Genomic DNA, 19,911 nt, shown 5'->3' on the forward strand with positions numbered 1-19,911 from the left:
CGTATAGTGCGTTAATAAATTCTTCAATTTTGATAATTTTAGCTTTGTTTTGCATCTAAAGTTGCCAGCGCTATATTGGAGGCGTGGTCAGATACCCGTTCCAAATTGCTCAACAAGTCGAGGAAGACAATTCCCGAACTCGTTTCACAGCGCCCTTCATTAAGACGTGCAATGTGCTTTTTACGCAACACTTTTTCCATTTCATCCACAACGCCTTCCATTTCCACAGCTTTCTTCGCCTTGTGGATGTCAAACGTGTTTAAAGCTGCTAAAGCGTAGTCGTAGGTCTCCATAACTTTAGCGACCATCTCCTGCATTTCTGCAAGGGCTTTTTCGGAAAAGCGCACGTTGTTGTCGACTTTGTAAGCCGCCAACTCCGCGATGTTGTCCGCGTGATCGCCGACGCGTTCAATGTCGTTAATGGTATCAAACAAACTGTCGATGACAATGCGGTCGTCGGCATCGATGGCCGTATTCGATAATTTCACTAAAAATTCACTGATTTCGCGTTCGAGTGCGTTAATTTTCTTTTCCGTTTTGAAAGTGCTCTTCGCCATTTTATAGTCGTTGTTGATGACGGCTGTCGTTGCAGAATCCAGCGATTTCTTCGCCAGTTCTCCCATTTGTAACACCGCCTTGGTCACTTGGCCCATGGCAATAGAAGGCGTCTCTAAGAAACGGTCGTCGAGAAGACGTTTTTCCAGAAGCGCTTCTTGCTCTTCTTCTTCAGTCACCGGTAAGATGTACTTAACCGCTTTGACGATAAGACCGGCAAACGGCAAGAGCAACAACGTGTTGGCAATGTTAAACAAGGTATGCGCGTTGGCAAGTTGTCTTTCCGGTATCACACTCATCGACGTGACGAGCTTGATGGTTAAAGAGCTCAAGAACAGTAAGAAAATCAAACTACCCACTAAGTTGAACAACAAGTGCATCCAAGCCGCTCTCTTCGCCGTTCTGTTGGCGCCCACTGATGAAATCATCGCCGTTACACAAGTACCGACATTGGAGCCCAGCAAAATCGGAAATGCCGCTTCTATCGGCAGTGCACCTGCGTGTGCAAGTGCTACGAGCATCCCTGTCGTCGCAGAAGAACTCTGTACCACAGCAGTGATGAGCAGCCCCAGTGCGAACCCTTCAATAGTCCCTAGCCAAGTTCCTGAACCGATGTTCTGAATCATCTCTACAAAAGCTTGACTGTCTTTTAAAGGGGACATCGCCTCTTTCATGACATCCATGCCGAAGAACAAAATACCGAAGCCGAGGAGCACTTCTCCCCAAACCAACTGCCTGTTGTTCTTCGAAAACATGCGCATCGCCATACCACTGACAATGGCAATCGGTGCGAGCGCCGAAACGTCAATTGATACCAACTGAGCCGTAATCGTCGTTCCGATATTGGCTCCCATAATAATGCCGATTGCCTGTGTGAGGTTCATAATCCCCGCGTTGACGAAACCTACGACCATAACTGTCGTCGCAGAAGAACTTTGAACCACAAAGGTCACAAACGTTCCCATGAGAATCCCTTTGAAAATATTGCCCGAAAGCTTTTCAATAATCTTTTCGAGCTTGTTTCCAGCTGATTTCTCGAGGCCGTCACTCATGATATTCATACCGTAGAGAAACAGTCCGAGTCCCGCAAACAGTGGAAGTAGGATCTCAAATAAACTTTTCAAATCAAAGCCACCCATTTTCCTCTCCTTCAAATTGACTTAAATCTATCATCAACTGCCTTCTCGCAGTTCATGTCATAAAAAAGCACTACAGTTCATGTAAATACAGAAGTGTAGTGTTTAATTTACATCCAGGGCACCATACGCTATTTCAGTCCCTTAAACCCCGTCTGTCTAAGTGCTTCATACAACACAATCGCCGCTGCATTGGAAAGATTGAGACTTCTGAGTGCTTCATTCTCGAGCATAGGAATTTTAAAACGTCCTTCTGCGTACTGCTCGTGAAGGTGTTGAGGCAGGCCCGACGTCTCTTTCCCGAACACGATAAAGCACCCGTCGTCAAATGTCATTTCGTCGTAGTGTTTATGCGCTTTTGTCGTGGAAAGAAACAGCTTTTGGTCGCCGTATTTTTCAAGAAACGCCGCCTCGCTCTCATGTACCTCGATATCGAGATAAGACCAGTAGTCGAGCCCCGCTCGTTTTAGATGTTTATCGTCTATTGAAAACCCAAGGGGCTTTATTAGATGTAGTTTCGACCCCGTAATTGCGCAAGTACGCGCAATATTACCGGTATTTGGTGGTATTTCCGGTTGATAAAGAACAATATTTATTGCCATGCGTTTTTGTATTCTCCAGTTTAATTTTTTAAGCCGATGTCGAACTCGATGGTGCCTTCATCGCTAATTAGCGGTACACAGATGGTTTCCATCCCCGCTGTACTCACTTCGATGCTACTGCCTTTAATGAGCGACGGCGGTGTAATGTCCACCTGAAACCCTTGGTTAAAGAGCAATGTGGCAGAGTTTCCCATAATCATGTTGCCGAGTTCCGATAAGGCGCTCTTGGCCATCTCGTCAAGTGTGTCAACGGGCATGCCCATCATCATACCAGACGCGACGCGCTTGGCCATCTCTTCATCCAGACTCAGAACAGCTTGACCTTTTATATCGCCGGTAATTCCCAGCATGATAACGACTTCTTTCGTCGGAAAAGGACTCTGTCTAACAAAAGGTTTGCCCACGCCAAATTTGCTGGACACAAAGTTATTAAGGACTTCTTTAGATGCACTGATAAATGCATTTACTTGTTCTACTTTCACGCCATACCCTCCTTATTTATCTCCTATTACACTATATCATACCTAGTGTTCGTGTGACAATGAATATGCTATACTGATGCCCATTTTTCACGTCGGTATTCATGTAAAGTGAATTTTAATAGGACGGTTTTACGCCAGCGTACTGTAGGTGTTAAGCTCTTTCGACACGCTCTCGCATTGTCGTCGATAATTCGCCTTGCGCGGAAACGAACGATTTACCCGTTTTAATTAGGCCTCAACGAGACTGTTCACTAGGCATTAATCTGTCTTATAACCGGGTAGCCCATGACATATTCTACACGATTGATACCGCAGTTGTCTACACGAAATCTCCAATATCCCGAGATATTTCCGTAGCAAATATGACTCATGAGTGCCTGAATGACGCCGCCGTGTGCCACAATCAATACATTTTTGTCGGAATCCTCGCCGTGCGCCGCTACAATGGCGTCGTACGCGGCGCTGACGCGCTCGTAAAGTTCCGTGACACTTTCCCCGCCGTGAGCATTAAACGTTTCATACGCTTTTACCCACTCGAAAAAACCGTCTTGGTCCATTGCTTTAATCTCCGCAATGGTCTTTTTCTCCCAATTGCCGAAGTTCAGTTCTCTAAAGGCCGGCGTCGGTTCGATATCTGCGCCGTTGGCAATGGCTTCAGCTGTGTTAAAAGCACGCTTTAAATCCGAAGCGTAGATTTTGTCAAATGCGACGGCATTGAGTTTTTCAGATGCGCGTCTGGCTTGTGCTTCCCCGATTTCGTTCAGCGACACGTCCCAAATCCCTGCAAATTTTTGCTCGGCGTTGGCATATGTCTGCCCGTGTCTCACCAAATATACGTTCATATCCTGCACCCCTTTCCTATCGATTGTCGTTGTGTTGTTCCACCGCCAGGGCCCACTGTTCCCTCGCGTATGTGACAATTAAACGGTTCTTATAAGCGAACTCATGGCGCACCGTTTGGTCAAACCAACGAACGGCCTCGCTAAAGTTGCCAAGTTGGCGGTTGAGTTCACCAATGAGGTATATGGTCTCCAGTTCTTTACCGCTCATTTCGTCTAGTTTCTCATTTTCATAACTGTCTATAAAAGCGTCTAAAGCCAAGCGCATGTACTTTTTACTGTCTGTAAACAAGTCGCTTTCTCTATAAAACCACGACAGCCTCAAATAGAGCTTCGCCATTGTACTGGCGGGGGCATTTTTTAATTTGTAGCTGGCAATGGCTATGGTGTGTACGCGTATGGCGTCTTCAACGCTTCGCTCTTTTGTAAAGTCTTGCGCCTTCCAATTGGTTGAAATTACAAGTTGAATTTTATCTCGGTCGGTATCGGTTACTTTCTTTTTAAAGTCGCTCTCAAATTGTGCATAGCCGCAAGACGGGCAACAAATCACACCGTAATAGGTTGGGTTTTCCCCGTGAAATGTCGCATGAAAATCTTTCATTCTACTTTTGGTTCGAATTGCAGAGGTTCTCACTTGTTTGGAGTCAAAATTTTCTCCACAGACTTCACAATGATAGGCGCGATCAAATAAATCGCTCATGATTGGCCTCCTGTTATTGGTTCCATTTGATTTCGATGACATCTCCGCCCTCAACCAAATCCGTGTATTTTGCACGTTCGCCGTTTAGCCTCAAGTGCAAAATGCCCTTGGGTTCAGACAAGTCGAATTCAATGTGGTCAAAGATGTCGACAAAGACGACGCGGCCGTCTTTATAAGGTATTTCTACAGTCTCCCCGTTCACGAGAACATCAATCCCCGGGGCTTTGTTTTCGTAGTCAAAATAAGGTGTCGACGACACCGGCGCAGCTTCTACAACTTCTTCTTCTACTTCTCTTTCACATTTTTTGACGGTGTACACACCCTCTTTTTGCACCATTTCCAATGCGTCGAGCGGTTCTCCGTCGAGGCATATATCAAAATGCGTCAAATCGACTTCAGCGAGTTTGGCGAGATCTGCAACGGTGCGCACGCCTTCTGTCTCAACGACATCTCCTGCCCTTACGATGTAGTCTGCCGTTCGGTGCGTACCGTTGACGGACACGTACTCGACCAACCGAATCGGCGTCTCGCCAAAGTAACACACCCCGTCGTAGTCAATAAGTGTTTTTAAGGCAGCTTCCCGCTTCTTTCCGGCTTCCGCGGGCACGACGACAATGTGATCCTTGTGCCCAATCCGCGTGTGAAGCGCCGCTGCAGCCCCATTGACGAGAATTCTGGCGGGCTCGCCGTAGTCGCCTCGGACAACCGCCGGCCTGCCGTTAAGCGTATAGGAGATGTTTTCGCCGCGCTCGGCAATCAGTTTCCGCGCGCTGTACCCCGTTAAAACAAGTGCATCGGATACGTGAAGTGGCTTAGAGTGAAAGAGGCGAACAGTGGTTTCATTAACCGTCACTTGTATAAAGTCCTGATCGCGCTCTTCAAACGCTGTAACGCCGATCCCCACTGGGGTTATAAACTCGGGCCCGTTTAGCACCACTTCATTGTAAACGACTTTTTCCAGGCTTTCAGCCGATTTAATGACAACGCGTTCTTCCGGAAGCCCTAAGGCCTCTGCAAGATGCTGTGTAAACTGAGGAATCTGGGCGCCGCCACCGATACAAAACACAGCGCTTGGCGATTTTTGATTGAGTTCGAGAAGTGTATCGGCGATGTGTTGGGTCAGCTCTTTTAAACCGCTGCCCAGCTCGTTCATGACGGTCTCCCTGTCGACGGTGTGCGTCATGCCGATAACGTCGGTATACGTCAGTTGTTCGTGTTGGCTCAAGCCGATTTTAAGTGTCTCCGCCGTGTTAAAGTCGAGCAGATACGTCTGCGCCAAATGTTCCGTAAGCTTATCGCCTGCCTTTGCCACCATGCCGTAGCTCATCACAGCGCCCTCTTTCGAAATCGCGATATCCGACGTCCCGGCTCCCACATCCACAAGTGCGAGGTTTAACATTCTGAGGTGCGGGGGAATGGCGACGTTAATGGCCGCAATCGGTTCAAGGGTCAAATTCATCACTTCAAGTCCCGCTTTATGCACCACGGCATACAAACTATCGACGACAATGTGCGGCAAAAAAGTGGCAATAATCCCAATCTTTATACGCCGTCCCCTATGACCGATGGGATTGAGAATCATGGCGCCGTCGAGAGCATACCCGATGACGCTGTGCCCGACGCAGTAGTAATCTGTGTCGACAGCGTCTTCTTTGAGCAATCGGTCTTGTGCCTCTTGTATCGCCTGCATTTCAAAGCCATCTACGAGGTTCTTGTCAATTTCCTTGGTGACATCTATTGAGCCTTCGACTTCAGCGCGCGCCGTTTTCAACGCTCGACCTGCGGCGGCAATAGACGCCTGCTCCAGTTTAAAGCCATTTCGCGTCTCCAAAGTTTCAATCACCCGCTTTACCACTTGAGTGACTTTTGCAATATCGTGTATCTGTCCGTCGAACATCGCGCGTTCGGGATGCGGCTCCAAAGCGTAATCCAGCACTTCGTAAGTATCGTTGACTTTTTTCGACAACACGCCGATAACGCTACGCGTGCCGATGTCCAGCGCAAACATTAAATTTTTCGGCATAGGCGCCAACTTTATTTCTTGCATTTTTTCGACTCCTTTTGCTGTTGTTTAAAATAACGACAGTGCGCCGTCAGCGGACACGCGTCACACTGGGGCTTTCGCGCTTTACAAATGCGTCGGCCCAAGAAAATCAACTGATGATGCGCCTTTGTCCAACGCGCCTTCGGCAGCGCCTTTTCCAGTTGCTTTTCAGTGGCTTCCACAGTAGAGGCTTTTGCAAGTCCCAATCTGTTGGAGACTCTAAAGACATGTGTGTCTACCGCAATGGCCGGTATACCAAAGGCGTTGCTCACGACGACGTTGGCCGTTTTCTGACCGACGCCGGGAAGCTCGAGTAAGGCCTCATGTGTTGAGGGCACTGTGGACGCGTAGCGTTCATAGAGTATTTTTGCCGTCTGATGTAGGTTTTTTGCCTTCGTTTTAAACAAACCGCAAGGTTTGATAATGGCTTCGAGTTCAGCTATTGGGAGTTTGTACAAATCTTCAGGTGTCGATGCCACTTTAAAGAGTTCCCCCGTCACCTGATTGACCCTGACATCAGTACATTGGGCGCTTAAAACAACTGCTACCAGCAGCTCGAACGGGTTGTTGTAGTCGAGTTCTGCCTTGGCGTCCGGATACAGGTCATCCAAAATATCTAGTACTTCAATCGCTGCTTTCTTCGTCATTTGTATCGTCCTCCTTTAAAGCTAGAACCATTATAACACAGACTGACGGCCCTTTGACTTATTTTTAAAGGTCAAAGAGCCGAATCAAAAGTGTTGTATTAAAAGGATTTACAATGAGCCCATGTCCACATCACACAGCGCACTACTCATCGATCATCGGCACAACTTTACTCAATGTATAGAGAATCCAAGTGTATACCGGAATGGTCAGCAAAGAAGCGACAATGCGTCCCGGCAACAGTAGTAAAAAGCCCTTGTCCAACATAATGGTCAGCCACAGGGTGTTCAAAAACAAAGCGTTTACAATATAGGAAACGCTCACTGCAAACGCAATTTTATCAAAATGCCCCGCCAGCCGGTAAACGCGTCCCAAAACAAAGGGCAACGCAATAAACAACACAGTCACCACGAGCAGCGCCACAAACATCGGCAAAGCGCTCTTTTCTGTAAACATCAGACCGCTGTCCGTGAAAGACAATGTCCCCGATTTAAACATCACGCCGACAAAAGCCAAAGCGAAAAGCCCTGTTAAGAACGCGTTGATGTAGTTGAAGTTTAGCGACAGCTTCTGAATTCGAAAACGCTTAAACAGAAGGCCTGAAAGGACACCGTACAGCGCGGCCGAGACGGTGAATCCCGGAAAATAAGCGCCTCCCATAGGGTTCAGTACATAGCCGATCAGGTCGGCGACGACACCCACTGCCCCTCCTACAAGAGGACCGAACATCATACCCGCCGCAATGAGCGGCACATTGCCAAATCCAATTCTAAGCGCCGGCATGCCTCCAAGTGGAATCATATAGGAGAAAAAGCGCGTCAGTACAATGCTGATAGCGGTTAATAAGCTTGCCTTAACAAGCACCGAAGTGGTCAAGCCACTTTTGTATTTTGTGGAATTCATCGATGAAAAAGTCCCTCACTTTGCGATCATTTTAAAGAAGAGAACAGCGCCTGACTGTTCTCTTCAAAATAGGCCAATTAAATCAAAGCATCAAATGCGTCAACAGCCTCTTTAAAGACTTTAAGTGCATTGTCAACAGGTGCGCCTGTGGCCATGTCCGCTCCGGCTTTTCTCAAGATATTAATCGGATAGTCTTTTGAACCGCTCGATAAGAATTCAAGGTAGCGTTCTACAGCCGGTTCACCTTCTTTTAAGATGCCGCTAGACAGTGCAATGGCAGCAGAGAATCCTGTTGCATACTGATACACATAAAAGTTGTAGTACATATGTGGTATACGCGCCCACTCGTATTTGATGGCTTCGTCGATGACCACATCTGGCCCATAGTACTTTTTATTCAATTCGAGGTAGTGCTCACAGAGGTACTCTGCTGTAATAGCGCCACCGGCTTCAGCGTGCTGGTGGATATCGCGCTCAAACTCAGCAAACATGGTCTGTCTGAAGACAGTGCCTCTAAATTGCTCAAGGTAATGGTTGAGAATGTACTTGCGCTTCTCTTCGTCTTTCTCCGTCTTAAGCAAGTAGTCGTTGAGCAGCGCTTCATTGGTTGTGGACGCCACTTCAGCTACAAAGATAGAGTAGTTGCCATAGACATAAGGCTGGTGCTTTCTCGTCAAATAGCTGTGCATAGAGTGTCCGAGTTCGTGTGTTAATGTAAACATGCTGTCCATGTTGTCTTTGTGATTGAGCAAAATGTACGGCTTTGAGTCATAAGTGCCCCAAGAATAGGCCCCTCCGCGCTTACCTTCTGTTTCATAGACATCGATCCATCTGTTGTCAAATGCAGATTGAATGGTCTCCTGGTAGTCTTTACCCAGCACTCCAAGCGATTCCACAACCATTTTCTGAGCTTCTTCATAAGAAATTTTGTAGTCGACATTGTCGATAATCGGCGTGTAGATGTCGTAGAGATGCAATTCGTCGACACCCATTGCACGCTTTCTGATTTTCATGTACTTGTGGAAAGTATCGAGATTGGCGTTAACCGCGTCGATTAACCCGTCCGGTACAGAAGCCGGTACGTTGTTTGCAAAGAGTGCCGCTTCTCTAGACGACGGGTATTGGCGGGTTTTACTGAAGAAGATGTTTTTAGTAACTTCACTTCTCATGAGCGTTGCTATGGTGTTGATATGCCCTTTGTAGACGCTGTAATATTTGTCGAACGCATCTTTTCGAAGGGTTCTGTCGCCGGACATCATCATCGGAATGTACGAGCCGTTAGTCAAAGGGTGTTTCTCGCCTTTTGAGTCTACAACGTCTTCAAAAGTCATATCGGCGTTGAGAAGCATGCTGTAGGCACTGCTCGGAATGTTGCCCAGCTCTCCCGCTTGAGCCAATACGGCCTCCATCTCTTCTGAGAGAATATGCGGCTTCTTTCTGAAAACATCTGAGAAATACTTTTTGTAAATCGCCAGCTCAGCATTTTCGGCCATCATTTTCTCAATGGTGTCAAACTCAGCTGTCAACAGCTCTGGGTTCATAAACGCTATCGCCTCACTGACTTCAGCCATGAGCTTCTCCGCTCTTGAAACAAATCCTTGGTAGACGGCGTCCTTGGTGTTTTCATCGAGTCTAAGCCTCGAATAGGTTAAAACATTCACGGCCTTTCTATTCAATGTTTCAAACGTTTGAAAAGCTTCCAGCAATGTGTCAGCACTTTCAAGAAGTCTTCCTTTATAGGCACCGATACCGCCTGAAAGCTCTTTCACTTCCTTAAACGCCACTTCCCAAGCCGCGTCGTTTTCAAATAAGTCGCTCAAATCCCATTTGTAGCATTCGTTAATTTCTGTTCTTTTCATCATACAATGGCCTCCTTTTCTGATGGAACTAATTGGTGTATTTGGTGAACGTCTCTGGCATATCGGAAAAATACGCCACCAACTGTTCAGGCATATAAATGAGTTTTAGGCCGCAATCGTATTTGTTCCCACAAGCGTCACCACAAAAATGACACCATACGATTTTGCCTATTACGACAAAACTTTCGCCTTCAAATTCCAAGTTGACGCTTAACGTCGTATCCGTTTCTAAAAACGCATTGGACTTGATGCCCAATCCGCCGGCAGAAATATCTCTCAGCGAAATTTCTAGAGGGAACTGAATTTCCACTTCCCGATTTGTCGTGTGAAAATTAAATGATTCTATGTTGCCGATGCTGTACCGTTTGTCACGCCTATTGTCCATAACCACTCCTTTGCGTTACTTAAACTTACACCTTCAATACACGCTTAATGGCTTCTATGGTATAGTCGATCTCTTCGATTGTCGTGAAACCGGAAACACTAAAGCGGACGGCACCCTGAGGAAAACTGTTATAAGCGCGATGCGCAAGCGGCGCACAATGTAATCCGACGCGCGTGCTAATGCCGAACGCTTTGCTGAGCTCAAAAGCCACAGCGGCGTTATCCCACTGCTCAAAGTCGAGGGCCAAAACGCCGAGGCGCTTTGACGCGTCTCTTTGTCCGAGCACCCGTACGCCACTCATGTTTTCTACCCCTTCTTGGAGCCTCTTAATCAATGCGTTTTCATAGCGGTAGAGCGCCAAAGGGTCTTCCGCTGCCATTAAATGCGCCACACCGGCGCCGAGTCCCATAATCGCCGGCGCATTGGCCGTACCCGACTCAAATTTGTCTGGCATGAGTTCAGGCTGTTCAAGAGATTCTGATAAACTGCCTGTCCCCCCGTAAAGAAGCGGACGAATGTGCGGTGCAAGTGACGGGTTCATTAAAACGCCGCCAACACCTTGAGGCCCCAACAAAGACTTGTGCCCTGTAAAAGCCAAGAGGTCGATATGTGCCGCCTTCATGTCGATGGGAAGAACCCCCGCCATTTGAGCCGTATCCACGAGGAAAGGCACCCCGTAGCGATGACACATTTCGCCAATGGCCTCAATCGGGAGCACGTCACCGGTTAGGTTGGACGCACAGGTACTCACCATAAGTTTTGGCTTTTGTTCCAGTTGACGCTCCAACTGGTCTAAATCGAGCGTCCCTGCAGCCGTAAGCGGCACACAGGTGTAGCGGACACCACGCACCTGACTCAAATGTTCAAGTGGCCTGATGACTGCATTGTGCTCGAGACAAGTGGTCACCACTTTATCACCGGCCTCTAAAAAGCCCATGAGCACCAAGTTCAAACTCTCAGTGATGTTCTTTGTGAACACCACGTGGTCCACATGGTCAAAATTAAAATACGCGCACAACGCACTGCGCGTCTCGTAAATCCCCCGTTCAATCAGCAGCGCATCGCTGGAGTAGCTTCTGTTGCTGCTGCCCTCAGTATGTAAAAGCATTTGATGCATGGCCTTTACAACGACGTCCGGCTTTGGAAAAGAGGTTGCCGCATTGTCTAGATATACTTTCTTCATTTCGTCCACACCTTTACGTTTACTATCGGTCTTTAGCTACTGGTACGATTATATCACAGCTTTTTAAAACAAAAAAGTCCAAATCCCAAGGATTTAGACTTTTTTTACGATACACGAAATATTATTGTGGCAATGTACTTTCATTGAGGTGTTTTCCCTCTACAGAATAGATGACCCACTCTGCGATGTTGGTGGCGTGGTCTGCCATGCGCTCAAAGTACTTGGCAATCATCAAGAAGTCCATGCACTGCTTGATGTTGTCTTGACGGGTTTTCATCAACGCCTCTAAGTCAACGCGAATGGTGTCGAAATAGGCGTCGACCACATCGTCGTGTACGCAAATTTCACGCGCTTTTTGCGTGTCTCGATCGATAAAGCAGTCCACGGTCATCTTGACCATTTGTTTGACTTCTTGCGCCATCTTAGGGATGTCGATTAACGGCTTTACATAAGACTGTCCCGCGAGTTCCAATGTAATCCTCGAAATGTCCTGACAATGATCGGCGATGCGTTCGAGGTCGGTTATGATTTTAACGATGGAAAAAATTTCTCGAAGGTCCGAAGCCACCGGTTGCTGGGTAGCGATAAGTGTGATGCAACTGCTCTCGATGTCGAGCTCCATTTGGTCAAACTTATCGTCGCCTTCAACGACTTTTTGCGCACTTTCTAGGTCTTGCTTGACCAGTGCCGACACAGTCTCCTCAATGGTGCGCTCGAGCAAGGTGCCCATTTTTATAATTTCAACGTGAACATTTTTCAGTTCCTGATCCAAACCAATTCTCATGATACGCTCCTAAATGTACGGTGCTGATCGACTGTTTTAACGTCGCCGACAGCTTCTCCAGTTGTTGACTTTCATTTAATAAAGTCTTAATTTTAACATCTTGTGCGCCAATGTGCCCCACTGTTTCCTCAGTCTTTTGTCGATTGAGAACACTGGCACTTTCTAAAGCCTTCACCGTCTCGACGAGTGTGCCTTTTACCCCGGCGACCTTCTCAGACGTATGAGCCATTTTTTCTATCGTTTCGTCTATCGCTTTTGAACACCTAAAATACTCGGCATAATGTGCTTCCGTCTCGGCTACAGACGCCATTTGAGAGTTTGATTTCGCCATCATCTCCCCAACGGAGTTCGCTATGCCCCGATTTGCCGCTTGAAGGCGTTCCAGTAGACCGCGTATGGTCTCAGCTGACGCCTTCGATTGTGTGGCAAGCATGCCGATTTCTGTGGCCACCACTGAAAACCCTCTGCCGTGTTCACCAGCCCGTGCGGCTTCTATAGCGGCGTTAAGTGCCAGTAAATTCGTTTGCTCAGCAACCTCTTTAATCATGGCACTGGCCTCTTTGATGCCCGCCGTCTCCGAAACACTCTTCTCTATAGATGCCTTGACGCGTTCACCTTCCAAGCAAGTGGCGGTGTTAGTCGCCTTTAAAGTTTCAATCACTGTTTCTCCGGTCTGTCCCACCTCAATCATCGCGGCAACAGCTTGACGCATCGTCGCTATTAAGGTGCGGTCTTCCTCTAAAACAGTTTCCAAAGCGACGATGGCTTCAGAGCTGTTCTCTGAAGCAGACTGTGTTTGCACAGCTCGACCGGCGATGGCCGTAATGGCTTCAGAAATTTGTTTGCTCTGATGAACCATCGCCGTGGCACCGCCGCGTACAGCGCCGGCTTCTATTGTGAGGGCATCAGATGTTTGTGACATGTCTGACAGGAGCGCTTTAAAGTTGTTTCCGATGCGCGTAAGGGAAGCTTCCAGTCGATCGATTTCACTTCCCCCTTCCGCAGGAACCTCAGTCAGATTTTCGAACTGAAGTTCCGCCACTTCACCTGCCAACAAAATGGTACGCTCTAAAGGCCGCTTAATGCTTTGAGTCATTAAAAAAGCGGCACCGAGACTCAAGGCGACGGCAACGCCCGTCATCCAGGCCAACCGCCCGCGGACGTCGGCAACCGGTGCCAATGCCAACTGCTCGGGGATTTCAATTAAGAGTATCGCCTCAGCAGCCCCAAACTGTACCGGCGTAACCGTTCCGAGAACCGGCTTACCCGAAGAGGTCAAGTAGCGAACAGCTGAATTGTCCGAAGCCTGTGCCATTAAAGTCTCAAGCCGTTCAATCTCTACAGAGCTTTCTAAGGGGACTGCACCTGACACCGCGGGGGCCGATAGCAAGCTGCCGTTTACGACGAACAGCATCGATGTCCCAAGTGCCTCATCGCCAAGGGCCACCAAGTTGTCCACATCTTGCTGTACAAAGACCAAATTCACACTGCCAATTGTCTCCTCTTCTACACCGTAAATCGGCGTTGACAATATGAGCAAATTGTCGTCGACCAATGTGTTTCTAAAGAGAGGTGACCAGTTCTGCCTGCCTTGGAGAGCGGCGTCAATAAAAGCGCCGTCTGCGGCTATCGGCGCCATGTCCAGCGGCGCGTAGTTTAGTGAATAGACGATTTCCCGATAGGCGTTTGTCACAAATATATCTGTATAGCCATAGGTTTTGCCCGCAACACTTAAAAGCGATTCAAACCGTTTTTCAATACCCAAGCGCTCTTCTTCGGTATATTGAAAGGTATTCAGTTGTTCCAACCCCGCTTTGAGGTTGTCGGCATTTGACAGCAGGACAGCTTCACCGGCTTTTTGTGTCATAAAATGTTCCATTCGCGCTTTTGTCATCTGCGCATAAAGCCCATGTGTCGCGCCAATTTCCCTTTCGAGTCTTTGCTCAATGAGGCCGGTGCTCTGAAGGCTGAGTGCAACCAGCGGCACACTGCCCACGAACAGAACCAGTATCAGCAATTTTGATAGAATCCGCATGTGGTAGAGTCGATGCTTTAACTGCGCCATGAGCGCCTCCTTCAAACTGTTTTTAACCGAATCTGCCGGTAATGTAGTCTTCGGTTCTCTGATCTCTCGGATTTGAAAAAATCTGTTCGGTCTTTCCGTATTCGACGAGTTCCCCCATGAGGAAAAATGCCGTCTTATCTGAAATACGACCGGCTTGTTGCATCGAGTGGGTTACGATGCTGATGGTGTAGTCCTTTTTCAAACGGTCGATGAGTTCTTCTATTTTCGCCGTGGCAATTGGATCGAGAGCCGAAGTCGGCTCGTCCATTAAAATCACATCCGGCTGAACCGCCAAACACCGCGCGATACAAAGACGCTGTTGCTGCCCACCGGAAAGCCCGTAGGCGTTATCGTTCAATCGATCCTTCACCTCGTCCCAAAGTGCAGCACTTTTAAGACTTGACTCGGCAATGGCCATCAAAGTCTGCTTGTCTTTAATCCCGTGAATTTTAGGCCCGTACACGACGTTTTCGTAAATGGATTTCGGAAAGGGATTGGGTTTTTGGAACACCATGCCCACCGTGGTCCTCAGTTGCTCCACTTTTACAGAGCGGTCGAAGATGTCCTTCTCATGGTACAAAATCTTGCCACTGGTCTTAACGATGGGGACGTTCTCAATCATTCGGTTGAGCGTTTTAATAAACGTCGACTTCCCGCAACCTGAAGGCCCTATAATTGCCGTGACCTCATTTTCATAAATCTTCATGTGAATATCTTTTAGCGCCTGGTCGTTACCGTACCATAAATTGAGTCCCTGTACGTCGTATACGACTTTCCGCTTTGTTGTATGCGCATTGTTCAAAAGTCTGCCTCCATTAAAAATTTCTCTGATACTTGTTTCTGATAAATATGGCTACCGAGTTGAGTAAAAAGAGTACTGTAAGCAAGACGACAATAGTCGCCGCCGCCAAATTGGCGTATTCTTTTGTCAAAACCGTATCCAATGTCCAGTAGTAAATTTGTATTGGCAACGCTGTAAAGTCGTCCATTAAGCTGTTGGGGATTTTCATAATAAGTGTAGGAATTCCCAGTACAACCAGAGGCGCCGTTTCGCCAAGCGCTCTTGAAATCGATAGGATGGCACCTGTGAGTATCCCGGGAAGTGCTACTGGCAGAACGACTTTTTTTATGGTCATCCACTTGGTGGCCCCCATGCCATATGAAGCTTCTTTTAAAAACGAGGGCACCGCTCGAATGGCTTCTTGACTGGCAACGACGACTATCGGCAACACCAAAAGCGACAGTGTGAGGCCCCCGGCGAGGATACTCGATCCGAGATTTAAGAAGCGTCCGAAAACAGCGAGTCCCAAAAGGCCGAAGATTACTGACGGCACACTGGCGAGGTTTGAAATATTCACTTTAATAAACGCTTGAAGCTTGCCTTTTTTGGCGTACTCCTCGAGGTAAATGGCCGTTGCAACGCCTAAGACCAACGTAACGGGAATCACAATGAGCATCAAGCCTACCGAGCCGATGATGGCGCCGTAAATCCCCGCCTTTTCAGGAAAAATAGATAAGTTGCCCGTTAAAAAGTTGATGTTTATCCACCCAATTGCCTGACTGATAATACGGTACAACAACACCAGCAAAACCACGAGTGCAAATACCGTCGACAGCGAGAACAAATGCTTCGCAAATGTGTTGCGCCGTATTCTTTTATCAATGCGCTTTTGTGTAACTGTTACTTTTGTTTCCATCTCCGTTATCTCCGATTTTTCAAGTGACAGTGCTTTCATAGTTAGTAGGCCTCCCTGAATTTATGCGAAATGTACTGGGCAATTAAATTCATAACGAGTGTAAAGCCGAATAAAAGCAAGCCGACAGCGTACAAACTGTAGTAGCCCGTCGTACCGCTTGCGGCATCGCCGCTGGTAAATTCGACAATGTAACCGGTCATGGTCTGCATCGACTGTGTCATGTCGAAAGTCAGTGCTTTTGAACTGCCCGAGGCGATTACCACAATCATGGTCTCGCCGATGGCTCTCGAAATGGCGAGGACAAACGATGCCATAATACCGGAAATGGCCGCAGGCAAAATCACTTTAAAAGTTACTTCCAACTTCGTCGATCCAAGGCCGAGAGCACCTTCTCTCATAGCATTGGGAACCGCACGCATGGCGTCTTCAGATAAGGACGCTACCATCGGAATGATCATAATCCCCATAACGATTCCCGGACTGAGAACATTTTTAGCCCCGAGAGTCGGGATTAACTTCATTAACAAAGGGGTTACAAAAGAATAGGCGAAAAAGCCGTACACAATGGTCGGTATGCCCGCTAATACCTCCATAATGGGTTTGACAACGCGTCGCATTTTCTCCGAGGCGAACTCGCTGAGGTAAATCGCCGCCGACAAGCCGACGGGAATCGCCACGAGCATAGCGATGAGCGTTGTAAAAAACGTTCCTGTTATAATAGGTAATATTCCAAAACTCGGTTCTTTTTTAAGCGGCGCTAGATCCGCGCTAAAAAACTCACTGAGCGGCACTGCACTAAAAAACTTTGCGGCGTCGGTGATTAACGTTATTACAATGCCCGCTGTTGTAATAATCGAAACCGATGCGGCCACGAACAAAAACAGGGGCATGAGTTTATCCGACCTATTTTTGCGCTTTGAAACATTTGCCTTAATTTGCTGCCTGACATCTATTTTATCCGTCATCCGTTCTCTCCCTTGCACTAAAAGGGTTTCAAAGTCTCAAACCGAGACCTTGAAACCAATTGTTTCCCGTTTATTTAAGGCCGTTTAAAACGTCCATGTAGCCGTCGTAAACACTCTTTGGCAGTGGTGCAAAACCATTTTCGCCAGAGAGTTTAAGCGCGCCTTCCTCTGATACCACGTATTTGGCGTAATCGAGAACTTGCGGCTTTTCAGCTGCTTTAACGAGGTTTACATAGGTGAATACCGGTCTCGTAAACCCTGCGTATCCGAGGTCTTCACCGATGGTATCCAGGGACGGTGCCACAGGCCCTTCGCCGAAGTCGACACTCACCGCTTGAAGTTTGTCTTGGTTGCTCGCATAGTAACCGTATCCGAAAAATGCAATGGCGTTCTTGTCTTTAGAAACGAGATCGACAAGTGTTGAATACTCTTGTTGCAGACTAGCTGTCTTCACCATATCTTGTTCATCTAAAATAACTTCGTAGAAAAACTCGTAAGTGCCGTGGTTCTCATTTGGACCGTAAAACTTAATTTCTTCTGCCGGCCATTCTGATCGGATATCTGACCAAAGCACTTTGTCGTCCGCTTTGTACTTACCGGAGATGTACATGTCGATAATCTCTTCTTTCGTCATTTCAGTCGCCCATGTATTCTCTTTGTTAATAACCATTGTAAGGCCGTCTAGAGCGATTTTGATTTCCAACACATCGTCTTCACTGTAGCCGTTCTCTTTTAATGCTTCCACTTCTGTGTCTTTGATTTTTCTAGACGCATCAGAAAGGTCGGTTTCGCCGACGACGAATTTTTTAAAGCCCGCACTCGAACCGGCACGACCGACTTGAACACTGACGTCACTTTCTTTATTGACCATGTACATTTCTGCAATATGTGCCATGAGTGGGTAAACTGTTCCTGAACCGTCTACAATAACCTGTCCTGATAAAGTGGTCTCTTCTTTTTTGTCGCCATCCTTGTTTTCAGAATCCGGTTCATTCGTCGTCACATCCCCGCCTGTTTCCGGTTCTGTGCTCTCTGTTTTCTCCCCACAAGCTGTGAGCGCAAACATCAATGCAAAGATAAGTAATACGCCTGTTAACACTTTGATTTTCTTCATTATTAAAACGCCTCCAATTTTCTGAGATTAGTTATGAGCTTTATCGCTCACACATAGACTTTAACACCGGTTTGTTAGAGACACATAACCCTTTTGTTAAATCGAAGTAAAGTCGATGAAACCAAGTCCAGTCAACTGTTTTAACAGCATGTTAACGCTCAAAAAAAAGCTGCCACCAGGCCCTTCGGACCGACGACAGCCAATAGACGCTTTTAAATGTCTTTAAAAACAATCTCAAATTGTGTGCCTTCATTTGGCGTGCTTTCTACGTAAATCTGGCCGTTGTAAAGCAATACAATATGCTTCACTATGGAAAGGCCTAACCCCGTGCCGCCCTTGTTGCGGCTTCGCCCTTTGTCTACTCTGTAAAAGCGTTCAAACAAGCGCTCTTTATGTGAAGCGTCAAACCCCATACCGGTGTCTTTTACACGTAAGACCAGCCCCTGCGGTGTTTTTTTAGCAGTGATTTCCACGTAACCGGTCTCAGTGTACTTAATAGCGTTGTCTACGAGATTGATGAGCAACTGCTTTAATCGATCTCGGCTCCCGCTCATTGTGAGTTCCCCCTCTACACGGTACTTGAGCTCAATGCCTTTTTCCTCTGCCGACAGACTCAGGATATCTACAACCTCTTGAATCAACTCTTTCATATACACACTGGAAACATCTCGTTCATGCGCCATTTTTTCTATTTCAGACAGCGACAAAATGTCGTTAATCAAGCGATAAAGCCTATCGCTTTCTATTTCAATAATCTCGAGAAAGCGCTTCGCAGTCTCTTCATTTTGAAGCGCACCGTTTTTAAGTGTCTCGACAAACCCTTTGATACTGGTCAGCGGCGTCTTCAACTCGTGAGAAACATTGGAGACGAAGTCACTGCGCATCTGTTCGAGCTTTCGCATCTGCGTGACGTCTTGTACCACGAGAATGCTTCCGATGGTATTGCCCTCTGTAGAGCGCACGGGATTGACGAAAATTCTCAAAACTTTATCCAGATGTGCGTAGTGAATTTCCTTTACTTGCGACTGCCCTGCTTCTATGGACGCTTCCACAAGGGAAGCGATCTCATCATTTCTAACGATTTTATACATGGAATCACCCTGTTTGACATAGGTGCTGTCCAGACCCAATATTTCATAACACGATGGGTTGATGAGCAGGATGTTTTTCTCACCGTCGATGGCGATTACGCCGTTAATCATGCTGTTGAGAATGCTTTCTAACTCGATATTTCGATTTTGGAGTTCGGTCATGGTGTCCTTTAAATTGAGACTCATGGCATTAAACGCTTCTGTCAGCCGTCCGATCTGATCTTTTGAACTGCTGTAAATTTTCTTCCCGTAATGTCCGTTTTGAATTTCTTCCGCTGCCCTGGTCAAGGTGTAGATAGGGTCGGTAATCTTTTTAGTTGTAAAAACAGCCAGCAGTGTCGCTACTAAGGTGGCGATGACGATGGCGATAATCGCGTAATTGAAAATTTGTCCATTGAGCTGTTTAATTTCAACCAGAGGCATGGACAAACGCAGGATGAAAGCCCCTTCAATAGGCACTGCGACATACATGTGGTCGACCTCAATGGTCTCGCTGTAACGGGTTGCTACAGCCACATCGTTAGTTAAAACACTCTCTTTAATTTCATCTCTGAGTTTGTGGTTGTCCATTTCACTGGGGTTTTTCTCCGTATCGACGAGAACGGCTCCATCGAAGCCGATTAGCGTCACCCTTGCCCCTGTTTCTCGATTGACTTTTTCAGCAAAAGCTTCCAAAGACCAATCGGTGCCGGCGCGGTATAAAGAACGCGCCATAACGGTTTCGTTGACCAATTGACGCTCGTATTGCCCCTCCATGGAGCGGTTGAGCGCCCCTTGAATTATCCAGACAAACCCCAGCGCCATAAGGAGGATTAAAGCGATGTGAGAACCGATGATTTTCTTTCTCATAAAAGCCCTCCTA

18 protein-coding genes are annotated in these 19,911 nt (G+C 47.2%); all 18 read right to left on the reverse strand.

Annotated elements, in window-relative coordinates; translation table 11 throughout:
- Positions 1–38: 38 nt before the first annotated feature.
- Complete coding sequence (locus ACR6HW_RS06395) at positions 39–1,679, reverse strand: Na/Pi cotransporter family protein (protein ID WP_455730315.1); 1,641 nt, start codon at positions 1,677–1,679, stop codon at positions 39–41.
- Between the two features lie 143 nt (positions 1,680–1,822).
- Complete coding sequence (gene trmL / locus ACR6HW_RS06400) at positions 1,823–2,293, reverse strand: tRNA (uridine(34)/cytosine(34)/5-carboxymethylaminomethyluridine(34)-2'-O)-methyltransferase TrmL (RefSeq protein ID WP_455730316.1); 471 nt, start codon at positions 2,291–2,293, stop codon at positions 1,823–1,825.
- A 20-nt stretch (positions 2,294–2,313) separates the two neighbouring features.
- Positions 2,314–2,775, reverse strand: a complete 462-nt coding sequence (locus tag ACR6HW_RS06405) for a chemotaxis protein CheX (RefSeq protein WP_455730317.1) — start codon at positions 2,773–2,775, stop codon at positions 2,314–2,316.
- Positions 2,776–3,026: 251 nt separating this feature from the next.
- Positions 3,027–3,617: a histidine phosphatase family protein gene (locus ACR6HW_RS06410; RefSeq protein WP_455730318.1), complete on the reverse strand. Its 591-nt coding sequence runs from the start codon at positions 3,615–3,617 to the stop codon at positions 3,027–3,029.
- Between the two features lie 16 nt (positions 3,618–3,633).
- Positions 3,634–4,314, reverse strand: coding sequence for a DUF2225 domain-containing protein (locus ACR6HW_RS06415; RefSeq protein ID WP_455730319.1), 681 nt, complete (start codon positions 4,312–4,314; stop codon positions 3,634–3,636).
- Positions 4,315–4,327: 13 nt separating this feature from the next.
- Positions 4,328–6,361, reverse strand: a complete 2,034-nt coding sequence (locus tag ACR6HW_RS06420; RefSeq protein ID WP_455730320.1) for a cell division protein FtsA — start codon at positions 6,359–6,361, stop codon at positions 4,328–4,330.
- Entirely contained in the window at positions 6,349–7,005 is a 657-nt protein-coding gene (nth, locus tag ACR6HW_RS06425; protein ID WP_455730321.1) for an endonuclease III, read from the reverse strand. Before nth ends, ACR6HW_RS06420 begins: the two co-directional genes overlap by 13 nt.
- 142 nt (positions 7,006–7,147) lie before the next feature.
- Positions 7,148–7,906, reverse strand: a complete 759-nt coding sequence (locus ACR6HW_RS06430) for a folate family ECF transporter S component (RefSeq protein WP_455730322.1) — start codon at positions 7,904–7,906, stop codon at positions 7,148–7,150.
- Positions 7,907–7,983: 77 nt separating this feature from the next.
- On the reverse strand, positions 7,984–9,768 hold the full coding sequence (gene pepF, locus ACR6HW_RS06435) for an oligoendopeptidase F (protein WP_455730323.1): 1,785 nt from the start codon (positions 9,766–9,768) through the stop codon (positions 7,984–7,986).
- A gap of 25 nt (positions 9,769–9,793) precedes the next feature.
- Positions 9,794–10,150 carry a PilZ domain-containing protein gene (locus ACR6HW_RS06440; RefSeq protein WP_455730324.1) on the reverse strand — a complete coding sequence of 119 codons (357 nt, stop codon included), beginning with the start codon at positions 10,148–10,150 and terminating at the stop codon, positions 9,794–9,796.
- 25 nt (positions 10,151–10,175) lie between these two features.
- Positions 10,176–11,333, reverse strand: coding sequence for an aminotransferase class V-fold PLP-dependent enzyme (locus ACR6HW_RS06445; RefSeq protein WP_455730325.1), 1,158 nt, complete (start codon positions 11,331–11,333; stop codon positions 10,176–10,178).
- Positions 11,334–11,454: 121 nt separating this feature from the next.
- On the reverse strand, positions 11,455–12,117 hold the full coding sequence (gene phoU, locus ACR6HW_RS06450; RefSeq protein ID WP_455730326.1) for a phosphate signaling complex protein PhoU: 663 nt from the start codon (positions 12,115–12,117) through the stop codon (positions 11,455–11,457).
- Positions 12,074–14,182 (reverse strand): methyl-accepting chemotaxis protein, encoded by a 2,109-nt coding sequence (locus ACR6HW_RS06455; RefSeq protein WP_455730327.1) that lies wholly within the window; start codon positions 14,180–14,182, stop codon positions 12,074–12,076. Before ACR6HW_RS06455 ends, phoU begins: the two co-directional genes overlap by 44 nt.
- Positions 14,183–14,204: 22 nt before the next feature.
- Positions 14,205–14,984, reverse strand: coding sequence for a phosphate ABC transporter ATP-binding protein PstB (pstB, locus tag ACR6HW_RS06460; protein WP_455730328.1), 780 nt, complete (start codon positions 14,982–14,984; stop codon positions 14,205–14,207).
- A gap of 13 nt (positions 14,985–14,997) precedes the next feature.
- Positions 14,998–15,879 (reverse strand): phosphate ABC transporter permease PstA, encoded by an 882-nt coding sequence (pstA, locus tag ACR6HW_RS06465; RefSeq protein WP_455730868.1) that lies wholly within the window; start codon positions 15,877–15,879, stop codon positions 14,998–15,000.
- Positions 15,880–15,920: 41 nt separating this feature from the next.
- Positions 15,921–16,844 (reverse strand): phosphate ABC transporter permease subunit PstC, encoded by a 924-nt coding sequence (gene pstC, locus ACR6HW_RS06470; RefSeq protein ID WP_455730329.1) that lies wholly within the window; start codon positions 16,842–16,844, stop codon positions 15,921–15,923.
- A 70-nt stretch (positions 16,845–16,914) separates the two neighbouring features.
- Entirely contained in the window at positions 16,915–17,958 is a 1,044-nt protein-coding gene (locus ACR6HW_RS06475; protein ID WP_455730330.1) for a PstS family phosphate ABC transporter substrate-binding protein, read from the reverse strand.
- 212 nt (positions 17,959–18,170) lie between these two features.
- Complete coding sequence (pnpS, locus tag ACR6HW_RS06480; protein WP_455730331.1) at positions 18,171–19,898, reverse strand: two-component system histidine kinase PnpS; 1,728 nt, start codon at positions 19,896–19,898, stop codon at positions 18,171–18,173.
- Positions 19,899–19,911: the final 13 nt, after the last annotated feature.

This window comes from Fusibacter sp. JL298sf-3, from assembly GCF_053842995.1.

What these genes read in the sequence shown, in the direction of transcription:
- trmL (WP_455730316.1), bottom strand. Translation starts at nt 2,293, where the DNA reads ATGGCAATAAATATTGTTCTTTATCAACCGGAAATACCACCAAATACC.
- ACR6HW_RS06410 (WP_455730318.1), bottom strand. Translation starts at nt 3,617, where the DNA reads ATGAACGTATATTTGGTGAGACACGGGCAGACATATGCCAACGCCGAG.
- ACR6HW_RS06415 (WP_455730319.1), bottom strand. Translation starts at nt 4,314, where the DNA reads ATGAGCGATTTATTTGATCGCGCCTATCATTGTGAAGTCTGTGGAGAA.
- ACR6HW_RS06420 (WP_455730320.1), bottom strand. Translation starts at nt 6,361, where the DNA reads ATGCAAGAAATAAAGTTGGCGCCTATGCCGAAAAATTTAATGTTTGCG.
- nth (WP_455730321.1), bottom strand. Translation starts at nt 7,005, where the DNA reads ATGACGAAGAAAGCAGCGATTGAAGTACTAGATATTTTGGATGACCTG.
- ACR6HW_RS06430 (WP_455730322.1), bottom strand. Translation starts at nt 7,906, where the DNA reads ATGAATTCCACAAAATACAAAAGTGGCTTGACCACTTCGGTGCTTGTT.
- pepF (WP_455730323.1), bottom strand. Translation starts at nt 9,768, where the DNA reads ATGATGAAAAGAACAGAAATTAACGAATGCTACAAATGGGATTTGAGC.
- ACR6HW_RS06440 (WP_455730324.1), bottom strand. Translation starts at nt 10,150, where the DNA reads ATGGACAATAGGCGTGACAAACGGTACAGCATCGGCAACATAGAATCA.
- ACR6HW_RS06445 (WP_455730325.1), bottom strand. Translation starts at nt 11,333, where the DNA reads ATGAAGAAAGTATATCTAGACAATGCGGCAACCTCTTTTCCAAAGCCG.
- phoU (WP_455730326.1), bottom strand. Translation starts at nt 12,117, where the DNA reads ATGAGAATTGGTTTGGATCAGGAACTGAAAAATGTTCACGTTGAAATT.
- ACR6HW_RS06455 (WP_455730327.1), bottom strand. Translation starts at nt 14,182, where the DNA reads ATGGCGCAGTTAAAGCATCGACTCTACCACATGCGGATTCTATCAAAA.
- pstA (WP_455730868.1), bottom strand. Translation starts at nt 15,879, where the DNA reads ATGGAAACAAAAGTAACAGTTACACAAAAGCGCATTGATAAAAGAATA.
- pstC (WP_455730329.1), bottom strand. Translation starts at nt 16,844, where the DNA reads ATGACGGATAAAATAGATGTCAGGCAGCAAATTAAGGCAAATGTTTCA.
- ACR6HW_RS06475 (WP_455730330.1), bottom strand. Translation starts at nt 17,958, where the DNA reads ATGAAGAAAATCAAAGTGTTAACAGGCGTATTACTTATCTTTGCATTG.
- pnpS (WP_455730331.1), bottom strand. Translation starts at nt 19,898, where the DNA reads ATGAGAAAGAAAATCATCGGTTCTCACATCGCTTTAATCCTCCTTATG.